The sequence below is a fragment of the Agaribacillus sp. DX54 genome, from assembly GCF_056858335.1.
Genome location: NZ_JBXEQE010000010.1, coordinates 145451 through 170553 on the forward strand (window position 1 = coordinate 145451; position 25103 = coordinate 170553).

A 25103-nucleotide genomic window follows, 5' to 3' on the forward strand; every position below is an offset into this window, starting at 1 on the left:
ATATCCCTAAAAAGTCACTGACAAGCCGGTATTGATGATTCTGGCATTCGGGTAATCCCTTCCCCGTGGATCATCACCTTCCGGATCAAATAAAGCATCGGTTATAGTAAACAAATTCAATCCGTTTACATAAAACCTCAGGTTATTCATACCGATCCTGTCTGAAAGGGAAAAAGGAAGTGTATAACCCAATTCAAAGTTTTTTAACCGGATGTAGTCCGTATCGCTTCTCCAATAGGTGTTTCCATGGCTGAAATACTGATCCCCCCGGTTAGAGATGCGCGGATGTTCACTGCTCGGGTTGTTGACAGTCCAGCGGTTATCATAAACGCTGGCCGTGTAGTTGCCAATAGTTCCGGACTCGCTGAAGTTCAGAAATATTTCGCCTCCCGAAGCCCCCTGAAATAAAATTGTTAAATCAAAATTCCTGTATCTTGCGCTAAGGTTAACCCCTCCCTGAAACCTTGGAATATGGTTTTTGCCTGTTCTCACCCGGTCATCCGGCGTAATCGCCCCGTCGCCGTCAAAATCCTGGAACTTCATATCACCGGGGCGAAGGTTATTGGTTAAGGCAGCGTAGTCGAGTGTTTCTGAATCGATATCTTCCTGATCGGCAAAAACGCCATCATACAGGTAAACCAGGTTGGAAAATAACGGTTGACCAGTGGCCCTTTGCCAATCCGGGGCACCTTCGGCTTCATCTGAGAAAAGGAGCTTGTTTTTGGAATAACCTCCGTTAACACTTATATTGAATTGCAGCTCGCCTATCTGATGACTGTAGCCAAGTAAAAAATCAAAACCCTTGTTTTCAACCTCTCCGATGTTTTGTCTGGGGGGTGTAATTCCCGTGATATCCGGTAATGAGGCAGATGGGGTAGTTAAGATGTCCGTGCGTTTGTTGTAGAATACGTCGAATTCAAAGTTGAACTTCTGGTCCAGAAATTCAGCCTCTATTCCCAGATTACTATTGTTGGCGACTTCCCAGGTAATGGCTGGATTCGGCACCCTGGTTTCCCTCAGGGTTGTGACTTCCGCAGAATTGATCACCCAGGTACCAAATCCATAGGTGGATAAATAGTTGAGCGGTGGTATTTTGACACCTCCCGGCTTCACATCATCATTACCCAGTTGTCCCCACGATCCCCTGATTTTCAGAAAGTCAAAAAATGGCACCGCATTTTTAAAGAAGTTTTCTTCGGAAATGACCCATCCTGCAGAGACACCCGGAAAGAACCCGAATCGCGTATCTTCGGGAAATAAAAAAGAACCATCATATCTCCATAAAAATTCGAAGAGATATTTTTGCTGAAAATTATAGCCAACCCGTCCAAAATAATTCAGTCTTGCTTCTTCAAAAGCTATGCCACTATTGTCTTGCTGCTCATCTCCTCCGGCAAATAGCTGATCAATCGCCGTGGAGATAAAAAACCGTCGAAAAGCATTAAAGCCGTCGAATTCGACAGTTTCCCTGTTAACACCGGCGAGGAATACCAGTTCATGATCCCCAAAGGAACGCTCATAGGTTGCCGTGGCTCCCAGTAATATGTTGAGTTGATTCTCATCTGCCTGGGTTAGCCTGGGTTCGGCAGGGCCACGTTTACCTTTTACAAGTGCGGGAGTGACTCCGTCTGTTTCAAACGAACTGCCATCCCAGGTGTACAGGAACCATGGTGTTTGCCATACTTTTCTTCTTTCAATGAATTTATCAATAGCCGCGGTACCCTGAAGTTTTAAACCATCGATCCATGGAACCGCTATGTCCAGGGTACCATTGGTCTGAAAGTAGTCTCGTCTGCCGCGGTCATAACCGGTTTGATTGGTGGTAATTACCACAGGGTTCTGTCCATTTTCAATATCGGGTCCTGGCAGCCCGTTGGGCCAGAAAGCCGGTTCCGTGGGCCGTCCCCTCGTAAGCATCCTGAATATGGCACCTGCACTTTGCGTAGGAAAAAACCTGAACTCCTCACGCCCAACCAGGCCAATGCTGGTTTTGATGTAATCATTGATCTGCCCATCCAGGTTGATCCTTATATCGTACTGTTTGTACCCGGTAGCAGATTTTTTGTAATAAGCATCCTGGTTCTGGTAGCCAATGGAAGCCAGATAGGTAAAATTATCGGATCCCCCGGTCATTTGCAGGTTATGTCTGGTCTGTGGTGACCAGGTCTTAAAAGTCTCCTCAAACCAGTCCGTATCCGGATGACCCCAGGGATCATTGCCGTTCTTAAACAACTCGATGTCCTCAGGAGAAAAAGGGGCATTTCTGACTGATCCGTTGGGACGCGTGAAAGTACCGGTAGCATTGAAGGCATCTGTGGCCGCCTGCCATTCATCAACGGGGAGGTTATATACTTCAAGTTCATTCCTTAATTCCGCATATTCTGCGGCATTGGCCACATCAGGAACTGAAGTAGGCTGGGCCCATCCCTGATTAAACGAATAGGTGAACTCCGGTTTCCCTCTTTTTCCTCTTTTAGTGGTTATCAAAATGACACCGTTGGCAGCCCTTGCCCCATAAATAGCCGCCGAGGCGTCTTTTAAAACCGAAATACTTTCAATATCCAGCGGGTTGATTCTGCTGATGCCCCCGCTTCTGTTCGGTACCCCATCTATTACCACCAGTGCCCCTGTATTGTTAAAAGTATTGGTACCCCGTATTCTTATAGCCGCGTTATCGAATCCCGGTTCTGCACTGGATTGTGTAACAATCAGCCCAGGTACACGGCCGGCCAGGGAATTGGTAAGGTTAATAGCCGGTGATTTTACCAATTCCTCTCCCTTTACCGCGGCAACCGATCCTGTGATCGTAACTTTTTTCTGCTCCCCGTATCCGACTACAACCACTTCGGACAAAGTGGAGACATCGGGACTCAGTGAGACATTAATGACTGTTTCTTCACCAACCACCACTTCGCGCGTAACATAGCCTATCGAAGAAAAAATTAATGTATTGCCTTTCTCTACCTCAATTTGATAATTTCCGTCAATATCTGAAATGGTACCGGTTGCAGTACCTTTGACCAGAATGTTCACAGAGGGTAGTCCCTCTCCGTTTTCATCAGTTACCCTTCCGGTCACACGAACGATGGCTACAGGAAGAATCTCTGAGACCGGTATTTTTGTTCTTCGCAACGTATTAACGTAAATGTTCTCATTGATTCGTTTAAAAGCAAGGTTGGCATCCCTTGAAATAATGAGAAGCAGCTCTTCCAATGACTGATTCTCTACCTTAACATTGATTTTTTTCCGTTTGTTAACAATCCCTTCATTGTAAGCAAATGAAAAACTGGTTTCTTCGCTAATCTTGCTAAGCGCCTCATCTAATGAAGTGTTTTGCAAATCTATGGATAGGTAAATGTCTCTAATACTCACTTTTTGTGCATTGCTGTTTTTTGCCAAAAGCATGCTACACAACATGCACTGAATGCAAATGCTGTAAAGTGTAAATCTCGACATAAGTAATATTTGCGATAGTAATTTTTCATTCATAATTTTAAATGATGTTTTTGGTAGGTAATATTTTATCAAAAGCATAACCAGCCTTTCCCAGGCCAAAAAGTATTCGGCAATATCTTATGAGGCTTGAGGAAAGGATACAGAGAGCCAGTTGCTTTTGGGTGACTGGCTTTTTGGTTTAGTTCGTCTTGGGTATTCTCATAGGCATCAGGATTAGATTTCAAAATAATTAGAATTCGTTATAATATTCTCATAATTAATTAGTTAAATACTCATGCTTCAATGATAACTTTCTTACTTTATGCGATAGTCTTCTCACCTAATGACGACCGTCTTATCTCTAATTTCATATTGAAAATCGGAGGAAAAACCAATGCCGTTGAGGACTTCCTCTAATGACTTCTTCTTGAAACTTCCGGTAAAACCTTTTTTTATGACCTTCTTTCGTTGCACTATGAACTTTACCCCATACCATCTTTCTAATGTGTGAACGATTTCATCGAATGAGGCCTTTTTAAAGGTGATGATCCCTTCCTTCCATGCGAATTCACTTTCCGGTGAAAATCTGATCTTTTTGATATTACGGTTTTGTTTATTGTATTCTATGCTTTCACCCGGATTAAGGACATAGCGCTCTTCATCAGGCTGATCGATCCTGTTCACTACCACTTTACCTTCGGCTAAAGAGATTTTCAGCCTTTTTTCTTCCGGAAAGGCTTTGATGTTAAAGGCCGTTCCCAAAGCTGTCGTAGAAAGTGTACCGGAAAGGACTGTAAAAGGCCTTTTAGAGTCGCCGGCCACAGCAAAAAAAGCTTCTCCCTCTAATTCTATTACCCTTTTATCTTTTGGAAATACGGCCGGGTATTTAATCCTGCTACCGGCATTCATCGTTATGACCGTGCCGTCTGACAAATGAATGTTGGATTTCTGGCCATTCGGATTGGTTTTTTCAATGAAGGCAACCGCTGGGTTTACCGCTTTTTGGTTGTTATGTGTTTGCATGTTTTGAAGGAACCAGGCACTCATCACTATAATAATTATCATCGCCGCTCTGGCATATTTCCCATAGAAGTTTTTCTTTCGTGTGGATTGGAGGTAAAGTGGCTTTGGCTTTTCCGGCTGGTCATCCTCATTGATACGGGCTGTGATTTTTTGAAATAATTTTTCTTCCCTGGAGGGGTTTGTCACAACGGAGTTTTCATGCCAGGCCCTTTTGAGGGTGAGGTAAATATTCTGATTTAAAAAAGACTCCTTTTTCCATGCCTCAAGTTGGAAACGCTCGAGGTCGCTAATCTCGCCAGCAAATTCTTTGGCAATAATTTGGTAAATTTTTTTTTCTTCCAACATGTATGAGCGGTTAAACCGTGTCGGTTTTACTGAGAAGACGTCACATTTTCCCTTTACCCCAGGTGGGCAATCGATTAAATTAAAAAATGGCAATCAAAAAGAGAGAAAAGCCGCTACAAGCGCCATGTTAATGCCTGTTTTGTCCAGGTGGTTTCTTTCTTGCTTTGCTGAAATGTATGCACTGAGGTCCTTTCTCAGCTTTTTCAGGGCATTACCCATATGAAATTCAACCGTTTTGACAGAAATCTCCAGGAGATCGGCAACCTCACCATACTTTAAGCCATCCTCTTTTACCATTCTGTAGATTAACTGACACTTGGGCGGGAGGCTCATCACGGAGGCGTTTACCTTACTTCGGAATTCATCTTCGATCATCATGGCTTCCGGGTCATCACGGTTAGGGCCGGATGTTTCGCGTGCGAATTCGATGGGCACAACTTTGGATTTCTTCATTTTCCGCAAATAATCTATAGACTTGTTTTTGGCTGAGTAATACAAAAAAGCATCTATGTTGCGGATGTGGGTGAGGTCATTTCTTTTTTTCCAAAGATTAATGAACAGTTCTGAAATTACCTCTTCTGCCAGGTATTCTGATTTTACAAAATGAAAAGCTACCCTGAACAGCTTTTCATAATAATAATTAAACAATTGTCTGAAAGATCGATGATCATGCTCTTTAGCAATCTTGTGCGTTAAACTTTGCAGATATTTTTGAGAACTTTTCAAAATCAAAATGCTTCATGACGATCATTCAAATTAGTATAATTCTGGTAATTAACCAAAAGAACGTATCACATTGCATCCTGAAATAACTAATCAAATGGGGAGTATTTGACGTTTTTTATTTAATAATCACGCACAAATACCTCATTCGATACATCCATAGCGCTAAACCGGATGTATAGTGACCGGGGGCGGCCTGTTATGTCCACACCTTCACACCGCCGGCCGGGGAAGATATGATAAACAAAGAATTTTTGATTTCTTTTATATAAATCCACCTCGTCCGGTTTCCCAAGTATCCTGCCGATTTCCCGTTGACTGTAGCCTTTAAGTTTGTCCTTATGTTCCAAAAATGATTTCTCCAATGTCTGCCTGCTTTTGTTACAGCCGTTTTTATCGGTTTTCCAGGTTTCGGTGTCCAACCCGTCAATGGTCGTAACCTGCGAACAATGGGCCAGCAGACAGGCAGCAATCATAAGGAACAGTGATCGTGATAAATTCATCATCCGGTTTATAGTATTTAACTGATTTGGTAAATCTATTATGCCTAAAATAAATGAAATCTTATCAATTTGATATAAATTGCAGCGTGAAATATTCCGACAAGTATTTATAAAATATGATTTCTATAGTTAAGGCCGTTAGGGTAATCTCTTCTTTAGCGTTTTTAGGCGTTTTGTTGTATGTGTATGCCTATTTGCCCGATCCGGTTAAACTACCGGTCGATTTAGGCGGTATCAGGGAATTACTTGTCAACAAAGGCAACCTTTTTTATGTCATGGTCGGCATATTTGCGATAGTGAGTACGACCTCTTTTTTTGTGGTAAGATTGATTAATACATTGCCGGGATCGGAGATAAGTTTTAAGAAGAACCTGACTAACTGGTCCCTTTCCTTCCTTGTGGTAATCAATATTTTTCTGATTTTGTCGTTAGTTATTATTGGGATTATTAACAATACCGAACGTGCCGGCATCGGCCACTATGCGACCCTTGCTTATGTTGGCCCTGTATTGCTTGTCATCTGGTTATTTTTGCTGATTTTTGTAGTTGCAAAAAGGCTGGTGGCCAGGTTCTAAAGGGCTGCTTGTCTCAGATCTTAATGGGGTACGAAGTTAGAAATTTACTTTAAAGTATAATCTATAAATAATTAATTATTAGATATTTATACATTATTTATTAATCCTATGATTCAATAAAAACTTCACCTTAATAATCCATTTCATCAGTTTTATTTTAGAAAAAGCTTTGTATTTTTAAGTTTGTAAAATGTACAATTTCGAATGTAAGTAGTAAAGAAGAAGGAGCAGAAAGCAACAATGGCAGATCAAACAACCTATGAATACACCGAGGATAGTATAAAGTCGCTGGACTGGAAAGAGCATATCAGGCTACGGCCGGGGATGTATATTGGCAAGCTCGGCGACGGTTCCGCTCAGGACGATGGCATATATGTATTGGTGAAGGAGATTATAGATAATTGCATTGATGAACATGTGATGGGCCATGGTAAAACCATTGAAGTCAAAATCGGTGATCATAAGGTAGAAGTAAGGGATTATGGACGCGGTATTCCACTGGGCAAGGTGGTGGATTGTGTATCAAAAATAAACACGGGAGGGAAATATGACTCCAAAGCTTTTCAAAAGTCCGTGGGTTTGAATGGCGTCGGTACCAAGGCCGTCAATGCGCTTTCCAACTACTTCAAAGTACAGTCTTACCGGAACGGTGAGACTAAAATAGCGGAATTCAAGCGTGGACAGATCATCAATAATGCTAAAATTGAAAAAACCGGTGGCCGGAATGGTACCCTGATCGTTTTTAAGCCAGATGATACGGTTTTTAAGCATTATCATTTTATCCCGGAATACCTGGAGGATCAGATCTGGAATTATTGTTTTCTCAATGCAGGGCTCACCATCAATTTTAATGGGGTGAAATATCATTCGGAAAAAGGGTTATACGACCTGCTGGACAGAAAAACCGATGAAGACAGTATTCGTTACCCGATCATCCATTTAAAAGGTGAAGACATAGAAATTGCCCTGACCCATTCCAATCAATATGGTGAGGAGTATTATTCCTTTGTAAACGGGCAGCATACGACTCAGGGCGGAACACACCTGGCAGCCCTGCGGGAGGCCGTTGTAAAAACACTCCGGGACTTTTATAAAAAAGAATTTGATGCGACAGATATAAGAATGGGTATTGTGGGCTCCATTGCGGTACGGGTACAGGAGCCGGTTTTTGAATCCCAGACCAAAACCAAGCTTGGTTCGCTAAATGTAGCTCCCGATGGTGCCACTATGCGGAGCTTTGTCAATGATTTTGTGAAAAAAGCACTGGACAATTACCTGCATCAACACGCTGACTCAGCAGATGCGCTGCTGAAACGTATCCTGCAATCCGAAAGAGAGAGAAAGGAAATTGCCGGAATCAAAAAAATAGCCAACGAGCGTGCGAAAAAGGCAAACTTACACAACAAGAAGCTAAGGGATTGCCGCATACATTACAGTGACAAATCCGGTGGTCTGAAAGATGAAACCATGATTTTCATTACCGAGGGTGATTCGGCGAGCGGCTCGATTACCAAATCCCGCAATGTGCAAACCCAGGCTGTTTTTAGTTTAAGAGGAAAACCTTTGAACTGCTACAACCTGACCAAAAAAGTAGTCTATGAAAATGAGGAGTTTAACCTGTTGCAACACGCCCTGAATATTGAGAACGGGCTTGATGGGCTCCGCTATAGAAAAATTGTTGTCGCGACAGACGCCGATGTAGATGGGATGCACATCCGGTTGCTATTGCTGACTTTTTTTCTTCAGTTTTTTCCCGACCTGGTAAAACATGGCCATGTTTATATCCTGGAGACGCCGTTATTCAGGGTAAGAAACAAAAAAGAGACCATTTATTGTTACAGCGAAGAAGAAAAAGAGGCGGCTGCGCAAAAATTAGGCAACAAGCCGGAAATAACCAGGTTTAAGGGATTGGGTGAAATCTCGCCGGATGAGTTCGGTAAATTCATCGGTGATGATATCAGGTTAGAGCCGATAATTTTGAGAAAAGACACAAGCATCAAGCAGATTTTACAATTTTACATGGGAAAAAATACCCCCGACCGCCAGTCGTTTATCATTGATAACCTGAAAATTGAAAAAGATCCGGTGGAAGAAACAACGTAGTGGCTGACTTTATAAAATTCCGGCTTATAAGCTGCGCCATTTTAACATTAGATGCAGAAAACCGGGATTGGATAACTTACAAGTAAAAAGCATAAATGGAAGAAAACAATGAAAATCAGGAGTTGGATCCAAACCATGACGATGCCATCCACGATGTGGTTCCGGTATCGGGAATGTACGAGAATTGGTTTTTGGACTATGCTTCTTATGTGATTCTCGAACGGGCTGTGCCTGCGATCGAGGACGGTTTCAAGCCTGTGCAACGACGAATCATGCATTCGTTAAAGGAGATGGATGACGGGCGGTTCAACAAAGTAGCCAACGTGATTGGCCACACGATGCAGTATCACCCACATGGCGATGCCTCTATCGGTGACTCGATGGTTAACATAGGGCAGAAAGACCTTTTGATCGATACCCAGGGCAATTGGGGGGATGTCAGAACCGGCGACAGCGCGGCTGCTCCCCGGTATATCGAAGCACGATTATCCGGATTTGCCCTCGATGTGGTATATAATCCGCAAACTACCGAATGGCAACTGTCATATGATGGCAGGAAAAAGGAACCGGTGACATTACCGGTGAAATTTCCATTGTTGCTGGCACAGGGTGTGGAGGGAATTGCCGTAGGACTTTCCACAAAAATACTGCCCCATAACTTTTGTGAACTTATCAAAGGTTCCATGGATGTGCTGAAAGGTAAAAAAACCAGCATTTATCCGGATTTCCCTACAGGAGGCACTGCAGATTTTTCTGAATACAACAATGGCTTGCGGGGAGGAAAAGTGAAGGTGAGGGCAAAAATTGAAGCAGTGGATAAAAAGACACTGATAATAAAGGATATTCCCTTTGGTACCACTACCGGTGGTCTTATTGAATCTATCATCAAGGCCAATGATAAGGGCAAGATAAAAATCAAACAGGTAGTGGATAACACCGCCAAAGATGTAGAGATACAGATCAGTCTCGCCACAGGCGCTTCCCCCGACATCACCATCGATGCCTTGTATGCATTTACTGATTGTGAGATTTCAATTTCTCCCAATGCGTGTGTGATTATTGATGAAAAGCCGGTATTCATCCCGGTTGATGAAATCCTGAAGCTCAATACCCATCAAACGGTTGACCTTCTTACCAGGGAACTGGAAATCAAGAGGGGTGAACTGATGGAAAAAATCCTGTTTTCCTCCCTCGAAAAAATATTTATTGAGAACAGAATATACCGCGATATCGAAGCGTGTGAAACCTGGGAAGATGTGTTGTCCACCATTGACAAGGGACTCGAGCCCTATAAAAAGCAGTTCTACCGGAAAATAACCCAGGACGACATCATCCGGCTTACAGAAATCAAAATAAAGCGAATTTCAAAGTTTGATTCCTTCAAAGCGGACGAATTGATGAAAAAGCTCGAGAAAGACTTGAAAGAGACCGAACATCACCTGGCGCATATTACAGATTTTGCGATCAGCTATTTTCAGAATCTGCTGGAAAAATATGGCAAAGGCAGGGAGAGGAAGACCGAAATCAAGTCTTTCGATACCATCGCAGCCACCATTGTAGCGGCGAATAATCAAAAGCTTTATGTGAATCGCAAGGATGGCTTTATCGGTTATGGTCTTCGAAAAGATGAATTTGTTTCGGAATGTTCCGACCTGGATGATGTTATAGTAATCAGGAAAGATGGCAAATTCATGGTGTCGAGAATCGCTGAAAAGGTTTTTATGGGGAAGGATATCCTGCACGTGGGCGTGTGGAAAAAAGGGGATGAGCGTATGGTTTACAATGCGATCTACGTGGACGGAACTACCGGCAAATCTATGGTAAAACGTTTTAACGTGCTTGCCGTTACCCGGGATAAAGCGTATGACCTGACCAAAGGTAGCAAAGGATCAAAACTGCTTTATCTGACGGCCAATCCCAATGGCGAAGCAGAGGTGGTCACCATTAAGCTCACCTCAGGCAGCAAAGCAAGAAAAAAGGTCTTTGACTTTGATTTTTCCGACCTTGAAATCAAGGGCAGGGCAGCGGGAGGTAACATTTTAACCCGCTACCCGGTTAGGCGGGTGGAATTAAGAACCGCAGGGATTTCAACGTTGAGCGGCCTCGATATCTGGTATGATGATACGGTTGGCAGGCTGAATCGCGAGAAAAGGGGTAAGCACATCGGTAAATTCAATAGTGAGGACAAAATATTGGTCATCTATCAGGATGGCAGCTACGAATTGACCGGTTATGAGCTGACTAACCGATACGAGCCCAAGAAGGTATATTTGATCTACCGTTTTGATCCCGAAACAGTCATCACCGCCATCCATTATGATGGGGAAAGCAAAAATTACTACATAAAAAGGTTTCAAATCGAAACTACCACGGTCAATAAAAGATTTCCTTTTATTAATGAATCAAAAGGATCTAAACTGGTAGCCGCATCACTGCACCCTTCGCCCGAAGCAACCTTAGAACTGTTGAAGGGGAAAAGTAAGGAAAAGCTGACAGAAACCGTTAAATTAAATGATTTGATCGATGTCAAAGGATGGAAGGCTATAGGTAACCGCCTGTCTCCGTATGTGGTTAAAAAAATCAAACTAATAGAACCGGAACAGGATACACCTGCCAGTGATGCTACCTCTTTGGATCCCGAAACACCCCGGGAGGAAAAAAGAGGTGATTCGCCGGGAAATGATAAGCAAAACAATAAAAATGACAATAACAATAAAAATGATAGGGGATATGGAATAGGGGATACTATTGAGCTGGATTTTTGAGCAAAACCCGACAACATGGACAAAGCATACCGTAAGAAACTGATCAATTGTTTTTCCGAGTACATTACGGATCACAAGAAGCAATTAATAGAAGAGGTTTTAGGTTACAGAACCCGTCATATTACCATTGCGCTTGAAGATATCTACCACCCCCAGAATGCCAGCGCGGTAGTCAGGACTTGTGATTGTTTTGGCATTCAGGATTTACACATCATTGAAAACAAAAACAAATATACGCTGAATCCTAAAGTGGTCATGGGGGCTTCCAAATGGGTAGACCTTATTTTTCATGGTCAACCGGAGGGATCCAATACTTTAAATTGTATTAATCATTTAAAGGCCAAAGGCTATAAGATAATAGGCACGACGCCAAACAAAGCGGCAAAATCCATCCATGATATAGCATTGGACCAAAAACTGGCACTTGTGTTTGGAACAGAGTTGAGCGGGTTGAGTGAAGAAGCTATGCGACATGCTGATGAAACTGTGTATATTCCCATGGTGGGTTTTACCGAAAGTTATAATTTATCGGTTAGTGTGGCTATTTCATTGTGTGTGCTGACGCAAAAATTACACTATTCCGATTTACAATGGAGGCTAAGAAAAGAAGAAAAGGAGGCGTTGAAAATGGCATGGTACAGGAAGATTGTACCTAAACCTGAAATTCTGGAGAAGGAGTTTTTAAAACAAATTGATGGCACGTTTGAAAATTACCGTAAACCTGATTAAAAAACTAATTATTGCCCTTGTTGCCACAACACTGCTGGTCTTTTCCCTGGCGAATCTTTGGGTCGTGCTTTCGACCCGCTCTTCCATTGATTTTGAAACCGGGAATCTGCCTCACAATGATGTAGCCCTGGTTTTGGGTACCAGTAAAAAACTTGCCAGCGGTTATGATAACCCATATTTTCAGACCAGAATCGAAACGGCCTACAGGTTGTTTCAATCAGGTAAGGTCAAACATTTTTTACTGAGTGGGGATAACCGCACCATTTATTACAATGAGCCCCTGGATATGCAAAAGGCTTTGATTGAAAAAGGGGTACCTGACAGTCTCATCACCCTTGATTATGCCGGACTGAGAACCCTCGATTCGGTGGTTCGCTGCAAAGAGATATTCGGACAATCGAAATTCACCATCATCACCCAAAAATTCCATGCACACCGGGCTTTGTTTATCAGCCAGTATTATGACCTGGATGCAGTGGCCTACATTGCTGCCAGTCCGCCGCTTGGGTTTTCCTGGAAGGTAAAAATGCGGGAAATGCTGGCCCGTCCTTTAGCGATTCTGGATTTGTATGTTTTTGGAAAGGAGCCGAAACACTGGGGTAAGAAGGAATTTATCGAGGTAAATTAAAATAAAAATCAAAATGAAAATGAAAAACCGGAGGGGGGGTGGTTCCTCCGGTTGGTGTGTATTTTGTGATTGTGTAATTGCGGTTTTCAGTAGCCAGAGTTTTGCTGGCCGGCCAGACCGGGGTTGGCATCCATTTCCCGTAGTGGTATGGGATATACCAGCGCATTGTCATCGAATAAGATTGAACCCACCGGACGCTGTGTCCTTTTAAGATCGTGAATAGCCTGGCCCTCAAAGGCGAGCTCGAGTTTTCTTTCGAGCAGGATATCATCGAGGGTAAGGGCGTCAAGATCATCAAGACCGGCCCTGGATCTGACAAGGTTGATATCATTCAGTGGGGTGTCTCCCACAATGGTGCCTTCCCTGAAGTTGGCTTCTGCCCTGGTCAAATACATTTCTGCAGAACGGATTACATTCACGATGCTAAATTGATTACTCCATTTTCCGGTCCATGTCAGGTCATCTGACACATAAAACAGGTCAAGCCTTTCATCACCATCTTCGTAAAGTGCGAAGTGGGCATCCAGGATTGGAATATCTCCACGACCACTGTTGTCAGGTGGTGCAAAAAAGGTATTCATACGATTTTCCCCATCCTGCGAAGATACCTGCATGGCAAAAATATCTTCGCTGGTGTTGGAGGAATTATTAAAGGCATCGGCATAATCATCAACCAGTTCATATTGCCCTGACTGGATGACACGGTCGGCCGCGGCCGCTGCGGCGGCATAGTCGGCCTGCATCATATATACCCTGGATAACATGGCACTTGCGGCGTAGGTACTGGCAAATACACCGTTTTTTTCAGGTAGCAAGTTAACGGCATCCGTAAGGTCGCTGATTACTTGTCGATATACCTCGGCTACTGTATTTCGTGAGACATTGTTTTCCGCTGTAATTATGTTTGTCGGTGCCAATACGATAGGAACACCGAGGTTTGAAGCAGGGTCTCCATCCTGCCAGGTTTTGGCAAATACCCTTACCAGCTCAAAATAAACTGTGCCTCGAATAAATTTCGCTTCACCTTCCACCCGGCCGACAATATCGACATCCACTACACCAAGTGCACTTAATACATTATTGGTACGATTGATGGCCTCATACATTTCCAGCCACGTCTCGGCGACATTAAAATTATCTACCTGTATATTTTTTGTGAAGAACTGGCGTGGGTCCAGAAAGGTTCCCTCCCATGATAACTCACCATTGTCAGCTAATAACTCCGAGTCCCTGAAAAGCTCCCCTGCGTAAACATCCCTTTCACCCAGTGCATCATAAGCGCCTGTAAGTGCCGCCTCCACTTTGTCTGAGGTATCCAGAGCAATAGACTCGTCTACAGCATCCTGTGGGTTGAGATCCAGTTTTCCATCGCAACCGGCGATTAAAAAAATGGCTGTAGCAAACATCCATGCACGATAGCGGCGCTGTATTTTTTTTATAGAAAATTTCATCATTGCAATTCGTTACGATTAGATAATTAAAAACCAATATTGACGCCAAGGGTAATGGTTCTGGCCTGAGGAGCTGAGTAAAAATCGTTACCCTGACTAATATTACCACTGTCATCGGCCAGGTTGTCACCACTTAAAAAGTCGGCGTTTACTTCGGGGTCCCAGCCATCGTAGTCGGTGAATGTTAATAAATTCTGGCCGGAAACATAAAATCGTACCCTGCTGAGTTTAATGCGTTCCACAAGATCGATAGGCAATGTATACCCAAGGGTGGCTGTTTTGAGCCGTATGTAAGAGCCATCGGAGATCCATCTTGACGAATGCCCGGTACCGTTGCCACCTGTAAACCTGGCCTCGGGCACGTCGGTAAATCTGTTTTCCGGTGTCCAGCTATTCAACTGATCTACCGTTTGGTTGTCAAACCAATCGCCATTGGCTGACTGAAAACGGCCGCCACCGTTGTAAATGTCATTGCCCTGGACAAAATTGAAAAGGAAAAAAAGATCTACCCCTTTATAAGACAGGTTGTTACCGAGGCCTCCGATAAAGTCAGGGTTAGGGTCCCCCACAACAACGCGTTGTGCGGCACCATAATTATTAGTTGTTTCCCGGTTAATGCTTCCATCAGGATTTACGGTATTCAGGTAATAGAGTGCATCGCCATTGTCGGGATCCACCCCTGCATATTCCTGCGCAAAGAAAACCCCCATCGATTCACCTTCGATGGCCCGGTTGATAAAACCACCTTCAATCACCTGGCCGGCTATGTTAGTTAATTCATTGACATTATTGGCAATATTGAAATTGGTCGACCAACTAAATTCTCCTACAATATTCTGCGTATTGATCATTAGTTCAAAGCCTCTGTTTTCCAATTCCCCTATATTGCGCAATTGTCTTCTAAGTCCTGTTGTGCCAGGAACATTGACATTTAAAAGTAAATCCGTGGTTTTTTTTATGTAGTAGTCGATCTCACCGGTAATCCGGTCATTCAAAAAACCAAAATCGACGCCGATATTCCATTGGGAAGTTTGTTCCCAACTCAGGTCAGGATTGGGAGATTGCGAATAACGTGTTCCGGGAACCCCGGCATAACCGCCATCTCCCTCGAACAAACCCCTCGAAGCGAAATCGTCGAGGGGGGTATTTCCTGTTAGTCCAAAACTTGCCCTCAGTTTAAGGAAACTTACTGTATTTTGGCCCAACAAAAAGTTTTCCTCACTTAGAATCCAACCCGCGGAAACCCCGGGGAAAAAGCCATATCGATTGTCTTCTCCAAAGCGGGAACTTCCGTCTACCCGGCCACTTAAGGTCAACAAATACCTGTTATTAAATTTATAATTGGCGCGGGCAAAGTAGGAGAGAATACTCCATTCGGTGCCTGTGCTGGAACCGTCTGAAATGTCAGCGGCACTGGCAATTCTCCTGAAATCATCGAAGGGAAATTCCTGTCCTTCCACAAACGAGCCCGTGGTGGAAGACTCCTGGTAATTCATACCCCCCACTACTTCCAAAGTATGACTTTCATTGATTGTTTTGTTATAGGTGAAAAAATTGTTCATGTTGTAATTCACTATCTGTCTCCACCTGTTCCAGACAAGGCCATTGGCATTGCCTGTATTTCTAACAACCTTGGTGCCAAACCATCTATCCTCATTTTGCGTTAGGAGGTCCACACCAAACTCACTCCGGAAGGTCAGGCCCGGAAAAAATTCGTAAGAAGCAAAAACATTACTCAGGTTCCTGAAGACCACCGTTTCAAATGTGGTGTTATCTTTATATAGCAATCCATTGAAATACAAAGTAAAATTACCACTCAACTCGTTAGTTCTCGGGTCAATGATAGGCTGAATAGGGGGTTGGGCTACCGCCTGAAGCGGGGTTGCGAATGAGTTATCATTGGATAGCCGATTGTTTACAGTCCTGGCCACACTCATGTTTAAACCAAATGTTAATTTATCGGTTGCCGAATGATCAAGATTAAGCCTTCCGCTTAACCTTTCGAATCTGTTGGCAATCAATATACCTTCCTGGTCGCTGTAAGAACCTGAAGCATAGAATCTGGTTTTATCAGTTCCCCCACTTGCCGAAAGGTCAATCTGATGGATAGAAGCGTCCTGATAGGCTTCATCCTGCCAATCCTCATTCACCTCGCCGTTTCTCCAATCGGTACCGGCTGAATAACGGTCAAATCGTGATTCTACGTAAGGAGTCCAGCGATTAAGATTTATAATCCGGTCCTGATTGGCAGCGGCTTGCAGAAAATAGTCGACATATTGCTCTGCATTCATCCAATCTCTGTTGCCGGTAGGCCTGCTGAAACCGGTATACATATCCAGGTTAAACCTGGTTTTACCGCTGCTTCCCTTTTTTGTCGTAATTATGACCACCCCATTGGACGCTCGTGAACCAAATATAGCCGCTGCCGATGCGTCTTTCAGTATTTCAATGGACTCTACATCATTGAAGTTAATATCGGCCATAGGGTTTGTTTCACCGGCCGTCGTCCTGCCCTGGCTTTGGGAGGTAACAGGAACACCATCGATGACAAACAAGGGCTGGTTACTGGCTGTCACTGAAGAAGAACCCCGCACCCTGACCTTGATGCCCTGACCGACTTTTCCGTTATTGGATTCTATAAACACACCAGTCGCCCGTCCCTGCAAAGCCTGTTCAAATGTCGGTACCGCAACATTTTGAATGTCTTTACCTTTTACCGCTGCGATGTTGCCAGTGAGGTCCTGCTTCAACTGTGTACCAAATCCTGTGACCACCACTTCAGATAATTGCCGCATATCCTGGGTCATTACTACATTGATCAGGTTTTGTGTACCCACCATGATTTCCTGCGAAACGTAGCCAACAAACGTAAAAACGATGACTGACTGATTGTCAGGGGCTACGAGGCTGTATTTTCCCTCAGCATCCGTAACCGTGCCAATCGTGGTACCTTTTATGAGGACACTAACCCCGGGCAATGGCAGTTGATCTTCCATATCAACCACTGTTCCACTTACATTAATTTGTTGTCCATGAACACTAAAGGTTAAGGTTACAATGAACAACAATAAAAAAAATCGTAGATTTTTAAGCATAAGCCAAAAGTTTAGATGTAAATAATATATTCATGAGTGATGGTATAAAAAACAATCAGTACAAAAAACAACCGTTCTCCGGATAAAATGTCCATCTGAATAAAATGAAAATCTTAGTCTGCTTCATGACTTTAATCTTAAAGTCTGCAGTGTGATTGTCTTTTTAAAAAATAGTGTGCTTTTTCTTATTGGCTAATTTTCTGTTGCTAGATCCAAGAGCTGGTAAATCTTTGAGCTATATGGTCTCCCATCCAATTTATGGCTCTCTAATGATGGCTCCCTCAAAATACGTTAACATCAAATTAGCTAACTATTTCTAACTACTTTCATTCTCAACTAACGTAAATTGTGTTACCGGCAAAATTACAATAATAAATGAGTAAGAAAAAATAAATCGCAGTTTTAGAAAAGATTTTTTGCAATTTCAGGATGGATGCCCGGAGAAATAGGTAGCTTTACAGCCGGCTATTAATTTTGAGTCCACATATGAAATTATTGAATCTTGGCAAAACCGAACTTTTCCTGATTTTTTTTGTATTAGTACATATTATTATAGGTATTGTTCTGTATTTCACCAATCTGGACCTATTTGTGATATATGTCGAGGAAGACCGGTATATTGAAAACCTGACTGCATTAATATTATTCGCCGCTGCTTTTCACTTTTTGTGGAAGGCCATTAAATCCAATAACAAATTATTGAAAGCCAGTTGCGCATTATTGTTTTTGCTATTTTTGTTTGGGGGTGGTGAAGAGATTTCATATGGTCAAAGGATATTTGGTTTCGATACGCCCGATAACTATGCCAAAATGAATCGTCAGGGAGAAGTCACAGTACATAATCTTAAAATCAATGGTGTTGACATTAATCGCGTGATTTTCAGTACGGTTTTGTATGTAAGCGCTTTCATCTATTTCATAGGACTTCCTATTCTTTACCGGAAAAGTAAGTGGTTGAGAACGTGGAAATATTTTATGGTGCCTGTACCAAAATTAATCCATGGGATTTTGTTTACCCTTTTCTTTTTATTGATCCTTGTGACAGAAAGTGATATCAAGGGTTGCTGGGAAATTGAGGAGTTTAATCTTGTCTCATTTTTATATGTAAGCTTTCTGTTTCAACAAAACAAAATTTTTATGGCAAACCCCGGTGACAGTTCCGAAGCAGATACAGCGGGAAGGCCACCTGATCCGCCAACTTCCAGGTCTAGTAAAAAATCACATGGCATTGAGGCTTGATTTTTTTGAAATCATCTACCTTCTTTTTGGTTAACCGTGTATTGTAACATAGCAGCGATTGAAGCTTTACTAGTGTTATAAGCGGATTAATGCTGCTGATATTGGTATTGTAGCATTTCAACTTTTTCAGATTCTGAAGGGCCCTTAAACCACGAAGATTAGTGATCTTAGTAGCTGAAATATCCAATTCTTCCAGTTTTTTCAGGTTTTCCAGCGGATCGACTGAAACTACAGGCGTATTTTTAATGTCGAGATACTTCAAATTATGAAGTTGTGACAGCAGTGTTAAGTCAGCGATCGGATTATTGGAACAGATGAGCTTTTCAAGATTATACAAACTATCGATCGGGTCCAGGCTGGTAATGGACATGTTGCTGTCAATGTTCAGTTCTTTGAGTTCGCTGAGCATATACAGGGGGGCCAAATCAGCCAGATCTTGCCTTCCTGAAATATCCAGTTGTTCCAACTTCACAATATCGTACAAAATTTCCGGCGGTACGGGCAGTGGCCCCTCATATCCCACATGAGCTATGAATACCTGTTGCCAGTTTTCGGGAATCCTGATCCACCAGCTTACCAGCATGGTGTACCTGTTCATGAGTTTAATGTCCGGCCGTTCTTTCTGAAAGGCTTCAATATCTTCCGGAGTTATTTTCAAATTGTTAAACCGGACTTTTTTCAGATTCTTTAAAAGCAGCAAAGGCTTGATGTCATTGACCTCGGTATCTGAGATGTCTAATTCAATCAACTTGGTCAGCTCGGCGATGCCATCCAGGTTGTTAATCCCTGTACCTTCGCAGTCCAGGTATTGCAGTTCTTTGAGGAAACGAAGCGGTTTAAGGCTTTTAATGTTTTTATTGCGTTGTAAACTTAACCGCGTAAGGCTTTCAATTTTTCCTAACTCATTACTTCCTACATTACTGCCGGTAAAGGCCAATTCCAGCATAAATTTTTCTCTCCAAACCATCGGAATGGTATTCCACCACCGCATGGAAGCATCAGACTCAATGATCACTTCACAGTTATTGGGATTTCTGGAAGCCAGTTCTGTTGCCTGCTTGCCGGTGATATCAGTACCCTCGCACAAAACTTTTTCAAGTTTGGCAAGTTGATACAGTGGTGATAAATCATTAACCGGTGTGTAGTCCATAAAGAGGTATCTCAGGTTGTCAGTGAACTGTAGGGCATTGACATCTTTGACTTTGGTCTTGGAAATATTCAAAACCTCCAGGTTTTGGTGATTTCTCAAAGGAGTGATATCTGAAACATCCGTATTGGAAAGATCAATTTCCCGGAGGTTGCTAACCATGGCAAGGGGTTCAATCCCGGTAATGTACTTGTTATAGGAGACATCCAGCCTTTCCAACGAAATGATTTTCTTTAGCTGTTCGTTATCGGGTTTTAATTCCGTATTAATAGCGCGTTGAAAAATCACCTTCCATTCAAAAGAAAGCCCCCTCCACCAGCTTTCAAGAGACTGGTGTTTGTTTACCAACTTAGAGTATATACTGGATATTTTTAATTCCTCAGTAGCCTCATCCATTTCTACCTCAATGAACCTGACCCTGTCTATGTTAACAATTTGACCTTTGGAATTTATACCCTGCAGGTTCTGGTTGACTACCACCTTGAAAAACGACCGGTTATGGACATTTGTAACGATAGATGTCTCCAGTACATTTAAATCGAATTGAGCGGATCGAAAAAAAATGTCTATGTCCTGCAGGTATGAACGAACGTCTTTGATTACCACAGCGCTTCGACCTTCAACGAGGTCATCTTCGATTTGTACCCTTTGATCCTTAAACACTTTCAGGTAACTGCTCTCCAGAACGGTATTTTTTTCTTTTATGGTAGCCGTTTGGCTGCCCAGTGTATTGTAGATTTTACCCAGAAATGATACAAGCTGCCCGATATGTGGTTCATATTTTTCCCCTGAAAGCTGGTTGTTGTTTCCATTTTGCGCACGAAGGCCGAAGGATAAAAATAGCAGCAGACATAATGTAAAACCAGCAAAATACCTTAACCGGCAAGCATTACCCTGGGAAAAAGGAATTATTCCCATTTTAATTTACATGTTTAGTTAGACCTTAAAAACAAAATTGCTACCCCTTCACTACAATACCGTTTCCGAAACCATAATATCGCCCAACAATACATCCCAGAAGTCTACCATGTCCCCGGCAACAACAATTTCTTTTTTCTTAACAAAAATAGTAATATCTTTTTTTGTTGTATCCCTGTAAACCAGCTTATCTCCTCTTTCTCCTTCAAATCTTTGATAAATTGTCACTACCCCCACGTAAATTCCATTGGAAAGTAATTCGAGATTGCTGATGTAATGGATGTCATACCATTCGATATTGACTTTATCATAGTTGAGAGCCATTAGGCGTTCAAAATATTCTCTTAGTGGAAAATTGGTGATTTGTTTTTTGTTCACCGATGAAACCGCTATTTCGCTTCCTTCTGCAAACAGCTCCATGGCCCTGTTAATCACTCTGTTGGCTTTGGAAAAGGAGGTCTCTTTGCTACCTATGATATGAATGTACTCTCCCAAATCCTTGATTTTCTCCAGTGCCAGCGAATCAATCATGTTTTCACTGGCTGATCTGACCAAGAACCCGTTTTGCGCATAACTCCGGGGGACACATGTCATAATGGCTATCAGGCACGGGACCGTGCACCTGCCGGAAATTGAATCGATTTTTAAAAGGTTGTTTATATATTTCAGCATTATAATTGGCTTTTGGTTAAATTTATTGATTACCTGTTTCCCGGCATAATTCATTGGCTGGCAAGAATCAGTTTGTTGATCTTGTCTTCGTTGTTTAGATTCATTTCCTGAATCTGATGGTAATTTTTCTTTAGATCTTTCAGGTAAAAAAGATATTTTTCGATGGTTGTGGGCCGGTCATAAAAAATCTTACCGTTTAATTCCTGTAAAATAATCAATACCGGCGCATCATTGGACTCAAAATAATTAAGCGTTTCAAGGATAATATCGTTGGAGCTATGCTCCATGTCCGGGTTAATCAAGGCTTTAAACTGATCGGTTAAGATGTTTTCTAATTCATCACTTACATCAGAGGCTTCGGAGGCGGCTGTTGCTGTTCTCTGAGCGGGCCCTGCTTCAAGGGCTGTTGAATCCAGGGCATTTTCGGCTACAACTATAAGGCTGTCTACCTGGGCATCCTGGAATCCGTGATCTTTGATGGCTTGCAACAGGGCTGTTTTTTCCTCCAAAGTCAGCTCAGAGTCCGGATCAATAATACTGGTTAGATCCTTAATCACCGTTTCTTTGTCAACTGAAAGTTTACCATCTTTGGATTTTACGACATTCCTTTGACTTTGGCACCCACCTATGATGACGGCCAGCGATAGCAGAAGCCCGATGTATTTATAGAGAGGCTTATAACCTGATGGTTTTAAACTGTTTTCCATGGTATTTTATAGTTTTGGCGTTTTGGTTTCCGTTCCCAATTTGAAAAATATTCGTCGTCGAAGTAAGGTCTGGAATCAATTTGGATTGGAAAAATTAGAAAAAAAAATCATTAAATGATAATTCCTGCGTTGTTTTTTATAAAAATTGTGTTTTAAAAAAAGGATAAAATATGAATCAACTTTGACGGTATAACTTGGAACGGGGTTTTTAAAACTTAAATCAGGAAAGATTCAGGGAAACTATTTTGCCTGCGACTTGTCTTTCATATCATTGAATTGGAAAAGCCATCCCCATTGCTGATTTCTTCACCTATGATTAACCGAATGTCTTAAACATTTATAACCTAATCTCGTTGTAGATGGAAGGTTCAATAACCGGATGGATTATCTTAAGCAATGACAGGTTTTACCGTCTTCTTGTTTTAAAGATTATTTTGATTGATGAGCAGTATTAAAAGTACCAGATTATTTCCTGCCCGTTTAAACCTATTAATAATCGCCAGGTGGATAATTGCAGTAGCCTTTCTAGGCAGTTTCCAGGTTTCTCTGGGACAGGAAACTATTGTCAAAGGTCGGGTTATAGATGCTGAAACCGGTGATCCGATCCCTTTTGTTAATGTGGTTTTCTTGGGAACTACTGTTGGCATTACTACAGACTTCGATGGGTTTTATCAAATTAAAACCGATATGCCGGTGGATTCCATCTCAGCGTCTTACATTGGATACATTACCCGCATTAAACCTTTAAAAAGGGGGAGTACTCAAAATATCAATTTTCAGCTTACACAAGACCTTGTGAATCTGCAGGAAGTGGTTTTTGTGGCCGGTGAAAACCCGGCTTATGAGATTATACGTCATGTGGTTGAGAACAAGGATAAACACGACCGCCGCAGTTTAAGTGCCTATGAATATGAAAGTTACAATAAAACGGAATTTGACATCAATAATCTGACTGAAAAACTCCGGAGTCAAAAAATGTTCCGGCAAATAGCCACTGTGATGGACAGCCTGGTGCAAATCGCAGGAGAAGATGGCAAGCCGGTGCTACCGATATTTATTTCCGAATCGATTTCAAAGTTTTATGTCAAACATAATCCCAAGGTACAGAAGGAATACATCATCAACACCAAAGTCAGCGGTGTCGGTATAGATGACGGTTCACTAACATCTCAACTGATAGGCTCCACGTTTCAGCAATATAATTTTTATATGAACTGGGTAAACCTGGTCAACAAAGAGTTTATTTCACCCATCGCTGACGGCTGGAAAACCTACTATGAATATTCGTTGGAAGACTCCCTTACCATAGGCAGTGATTTTTGTTATAAAATAGATTTTTCGCCTAAAAGTGAGCAGGATCTCGCTTTTACGGGCACCATGTGGATCACCAAAGGACAATATGCCCTAAAACAGGTGGATTTGTCAGTCAACAAAAAGGCCAATCTTAATTATATCGAAAAGCTAAAAATACAACAGGAACTGGCTCCTTCCCAGGCCGGCCCCTGGATACCTAGCAAAACCAGGGTGGTGATAGATGTGGGAGAATTAACAAAAAATACACCCAGCCTGGTGGCAAAGTTTTATAGTTCCAACAAAGATTTTATGGTGAACAAACCTCATTCCCCTAAATTTTATGAAACTATGATTGAACTGGATGAACAGGCCAGGCTTCAACCGAAAGGGTATTGGGAGAAAAACAGGCATGATTCCCTCACTGCTACGGAAAAGAACGTTTACATGATGATCGATACCCTGAAAACCATACCGGTGGTAAAAACATTCACTGATGTTGTAAAAACGGCTTTTTCCGGCTATTTAAAGGTGGGTAAATTTGACCTGGGGCCTTATGTGCGCAGTTTTGCCAGGAACGAGGTAGAGGGTATAAGGCTTGGCATGGGTGCCAGAACCAACATCGATTTTAGTGATAAATGGGTATTCCAGGTTTACGGCGCCTATGGTTTCAGAGATGAACGATGGAAATACCTCGCCTCCGTAGATTACATTGTTTCGAGGAAACCCTGGACAAAAATAGGCATAGAACACAGGCGCGATATGGATCAGGTATGGTTGTTGGGCGATGACGTGGAAAACAGCAGTATATTTTTTGCGTTCAGTCAGTTTGGCAACATTACCAGACCTTTTGACCACATAGAGAATACCATTAATTTTGAAACACAAATCAGGAGCGGACTCATCCAAAAGGTAACTTTCAAACAACAGGATTTTTCGCCCCTGTTTCCATTTCAGTACTACAAAGATCCCGGCAACAATGAATCTGAGATCGGCAGTGGTTTTTCCACTTCAGAGATAAGCCTGGAAACCCGGTTTGCCAAGGATGAGATTTTTATTCAGAATGATAACAACCGCATTAGCCTTGGAACCTTGAAATGGCCCGCCATCACGATACGATATACCCATGGTTTCGATAATTTCCTGGGAAGCGACTTTAGCTATGATAAGTTGAATTTCAACATTTCCCAGTCATTAAAAATGGGATTTTTCGGGGTGTCACGTTACTCCATTTCGGGGGGCTATATATTTTCGCAATTGCCTTACCCTCTGTTAAAATCGCACATTGGTAATGAGTCGCCTTTTTATGCGGAAGTAGCCTATAACCTTATGGACTTCTTTGAATTTGTCAGTGATCGTTATCTATCTTTACGGTACCGGCATTCTTTTGAAGGCTTTATTCTGAACCGGATACCGTTAATGAAAAAATTAAAATGGAGATTGGTTGGTAACGCCAATATTATTTATGGTGGCCTGAGGGATGAAAACTTAAATGTAGCCTTGCCGGAATTCGATGAAACCGGAGCTGAAATACCAGCCTTCAGGACACTGGGAAATACGCCGTACATTGAGTTGGGATACGGTATTGAAAACATTTTTAAGATCATCAGGGTGGACGCTTTTCACCGGTTAACCTACCTCGACGCACCTGATGTCAGAAAGTTCGGGGTAAAAATATCTTTCCAGTTTATATTGTAAAGCATAAAAGTATTACCACTGAAATCAGCGTGCAGTGGTGGTGGTTTGTGATTCCCT

16 protein-coding genes are annotated in these 25103 nt (G+C 42.3%); 7 read left to right on the plus strand and 9 right to left on the minus strand.

Annotation, left to right across the window (positions count from 1 at the left end; genetic code table 11):
• Nucleotides 1-6 precede the first annotated feature (6 nt).
• The 4 genes from AC04NP_RS13235 to AC04NP_RS13250 form a co-directional block, all read right to left on the minus strand.
• On the minus strand, nucleotides 7-3489 hold the full coding sequence (locus tag AC04NP_RS13235; protein WP_482860237.1) for a SusC/RagA family TonB-linked outer membrane protein: 3483 nt from the start codon (nucleotides 3487-3489) through the stop codon (nucleotides 7-9).
• A 282-nt stretch (nucleotides 3490-3771) separates the two neighbouring features.
• Nucleotides 3772-4803, minus strand: a complete 1032-nt coding sequence (locus tag AC04NP_RS13240; protein ID WP_482860238.1) for a FecR family protein — start codon at nucleotides 4801-4803, stop codon at nucleotides 3772-3774.
• A gap of 93 nt (nucleotides 4804-4896) precedes the next feature.
• A complete protein-coding gene (locus AC04NP_RS13245) occupies nucleotides 4897-5529 on the minus strand; it encodes an RNA polymerase sigma-70 factor (protein WP_482860239.1) in 633 nt (210 codons plus the stop codon).
• 119 nt (nucleotides 5530-5648) lie between these two features.
• Nucleotides 5649-6032, minus strand: a complete 384-nt coding sequence (locus AC04NP_RS13250; protein ID WP_482860240.1) for a hypothetical protein — start codon at nucleotides 6030-6032, stop codon at nucleotides 5649-5651.
• Between the two features lie 113 nt (nucleotides 6033-6145).
• On the opposite strand from AC04NP_RS13250, the gene AC04NP_RS13255 reads away from it, so the two are divergent.
• The 5 genes from AC04NP_RS13255 (at nucleotide 6146) to AC04NP_RS13275 (ending at nucleotide 12829) form a co-directional block, all read left to right on the plus strand.
• A complete protein-coding gene (locus tag AC04NP_RS13255) occupies nucleotides 6146-6604 on the plus strand; it encodes a hypothetical protein (RefSeq protein ID WP_482860241.1) in 459 nt (152 codons plus the stop codon).
• Between the two features lie 240 nt (nucleotides 6605-6844).
• Nucleotides 6845-8707, plus strand: coding sequence for a DNA topoisomerase IV subunit B (locus tag AC04NP_RS13260; RefSeq protein WP_482860242.1), 1863 nt, complete (start codon nucleotides 6845-6847; stop codon nucleotides 8705-8707).
• A 95-nt stretch (nucleotides 8708-8802) separates the two neighbouring features.
• Nucleotides 8803-11472, plus strand: a complete 2670-nt coding sequence (locus tag AC04NP_RS13265) for a DNA gyrase/topoisomerase IV subunit A (RefSeq protein WP_482860243.1) — start codon at nucleotides 8803-8805, stop codon at nucleotides 11470-11472.
• A gap of 15 nt (nucleotides 11473-11487) precedes the next feature.
• Complete coding sequence (locus tag AC04NP_RS13270) at nucleotides 11488-12201, plus strand: TrmH family RNA methyltransferase (RefSeq protein ID WP_482860244.1); 714 nt, start codon at nucleotides 11488-11490, stop codon at nucleotides 12199-12201.
• Entirely contained in the window at nucleotides 12167-12829 is a 663-nt protein-coding gene (locus tag AC04NP_RS13275; protein ID WP_482860245.1) for a SanA/YdcF family protein, read from the plus strand. The genes AC04NP_RS13270 and AC04NP_RS13275 overlap by 35 nt, the downstream gene beginning before the upstream one ends.
• A gap of 86 nt (nucleotides 12830-12915) precedes the next feature.
• On the opposite strand, the gene AC04NP_RS13280 is transcribed toward AC04NP_RS13275, so the two are convergent.
• Together AC04NP_RS13280 and AC04NP_RS13285 are read right to left on the minus strand one after the other, a co-directional pair.
• Entirely contained in the window at nucleotides 12916-14283 is a 1368-nt protein-coding gene (locus AC04NP_RS13280) for a RagB/SusD family nutrient uptake outer membrane protein (protein ID WP_482860246.1), read from the minus strand.
• Between the two features lie 23 nt (nucleotides 14284-14306).
• A complete protein-coding gene (locus AC04NP_RS13285; protein WP_482860247.1) occupies nucleotides 14307-17375 on the minus strand; it encodes a SusC/RagA family TonB-linked outer membrane protein in 3069 nt (1022 codons plus the stop codon).
• A gap of 486 nt (nucleotides 17376-17861) precedes the next feature.
• Here AC04NP_RS13285 and AC04NP_RS13290 point away from each other — a divergent pair, with 486 nt between their 5' ends.
• Nucleotides 17862-18614, plus strand: a complete 753-nt coding sequence (locus AC04NP_RS13290; protein WP_482860248.1) for a hypothetical protein — start codon at nucleotides 17862-17864, stop codon at nucleotides 18612-18614.
• Here AC04NP_RS13290 and AC04NP_RS13295 read toward each other — a convergent pair.
• The 3 genes from AC04NP_RS13295 to AC04NP_RS13305 form a co-directional block, all read right to left on the minus strand.
• Nucleotides 18583-20679, minus strand: coding sequence for a leucine-rich repeat domain-containing protein (locus AC04NP_RS13295; RefSeq protein WP_482860249.1), 2097 nt, complete (start codon nucleotides 20677-20679; stop codon nucleotides 18583-18585). The two genes, AC04NP_RS13290 and AC04NP_RS13295, sit on opposite strands and share 32 nt — an antisense overlap.
• Before the next feature lie 51 nt (nucleotides 20680-20730).
• Complete coding sequence (locus tag AC04NP_RS13300) at nucleotides 20731-21273, minus strand: hypothetical protein (protein WP_482860277.1); 543 nt, start codon at nucleotides 21271-21273, stop codon at nucleotides 20731-20733.
• Nucleotides 21274-21401: 128 nt separating this feature from the next.
• A complete protein-coding gene (locus AC04NP_RS13305) occupies nucleotides 21402-22058 on the minus strand; it encodes a hypothetical protein (protein WP_482860250.1) in 657 nt (218 codons plus the stop codon).
• 441 nt (nucleotides 22059-22499) lie between these two features.
• Here AC04NP_RS13305 and AC04NP_RS13310 point away from each other — a divergent pair, with 441 nt between their 5' ends.
• Complete coding sequence (locus AC04NP_RS13310; RefSeq protein ID WP_482860251.1) at nucleotides 22500-25046, plus strand: DUF5686 and carboxypeptidase-like regulatory domain-containing protein; 2547 nt, start codon at nucleotides 22500-22502, stop codon at nucleotides 25044-25046.
• Nucleotides 25047-25103: the final 57 nt, after the last annotated feature.

Bases quoted from the DNA above. Each gene is read 5' to 3' on its own strand.
- AC04NP_RS13235 (WP_482860237.1), bottom strand. From the start codon at position 3,489: ATGAATGAAAAATTACTATCGCAAATATTACTTATGTCGAGATTTACA.
- AC04NP_RS13240 (WP_482860238.1), bottom strand. From the start codon at position 4,803: ATGTTGGAAGAAAAAAAAATTTACCAAATTATTGCCAAAGAATTTGCT.
- AC04NP_RS13250 (WP_482860240.1), bottom strand. From the start codon at position 6,032: ATGATGAATTTATCACGATCACTGTTCCTTATGATTGCTGCCTGTCTG.
- AC04NP_RS13255 (WP_482860241.1), top strand. From the start codon at position 6,146: ATGATTTCTATAGTTAAGGCCGTTAGGGTAATCTCTTCTTTAGCGTTT.
- AC04NP_RS13260 (WP_482860242.1), top strand. From the start codon at position 6,845: ATGGCAGATCAAACAACCTATGAATACACCGAGGATAGTATAAAGTCG.
- AC04NP_RS13265 (WP_482860243.1), top strand. From the start codon at position 8,803: ATGGAAGAAAACAATGAAAATCAGGAGTTGGATCCAAACCATGACGAT.
- AC04NP_RS13270 (WP_482860244.1), top strand. From the start codon at position 11,488: ATGGACAAAGCATACCGTAAGAAACTGATCAATTGTTTTTCCGAGTAC.
- AC04NP_RS13275 (WP_482860245.1), top strand. From the start codon at position 12,167: ATGGCACGTTTGAAAATTACCGTAAACCTGATTAAAAAACTAATTATT.
- AC04NP_RS13280 (WP_482860246.1), bottom strand. From the start codon at position 14,283: ATGATGAAATTTTCTATAAAAAAAATACAGCGCCGCTATCGTGCATGG.
- AC04NP_RS13285 (WP_482860247.1), bottom strand. From the start codon at position 17,375: ATGCTTAAAAATCTACGATTTTTTTTATTGTTGTTCATTGTAACCTTA.
- AC04NP_RS13290 (WP_482860248.1), top strand. From the start codon at position 17,862: ATGAAATTATTGAATCTTGGCAAAACCGAACTTTTCCTGATTTTTTTT.
- AC04NP_RS13295 (WP_482860249.1), bottom strand. From the start codon at position 20,679: ATGGGAATAATTCCTTTTTCCCAGGGTAATGCTTGCCGGTTAAGGTAT.
- AC04NP_RS13300 (WP_482860277.1), bottom strand. From the start codon at position 21,273: ATGACATGTGTCCCCCGGAGTTATGCGCAAAACGGGTTCTTGGTCAGA.
- AC04NP_RS13305 (WP_482860250.1), bottom strand. From the start codon at position 22,058: ATGGAAAACAGTTTAAAACCATCAGGTTATAAGCCTCTCTATAAATAC.
- AC04NP_RS13310 (WP_482860251.1), top strand. From the start codon at position 22,500: ATGAGCAGTATTAAAAGTACCAGATTATTTCCTGCCCGTTTAAACCTA.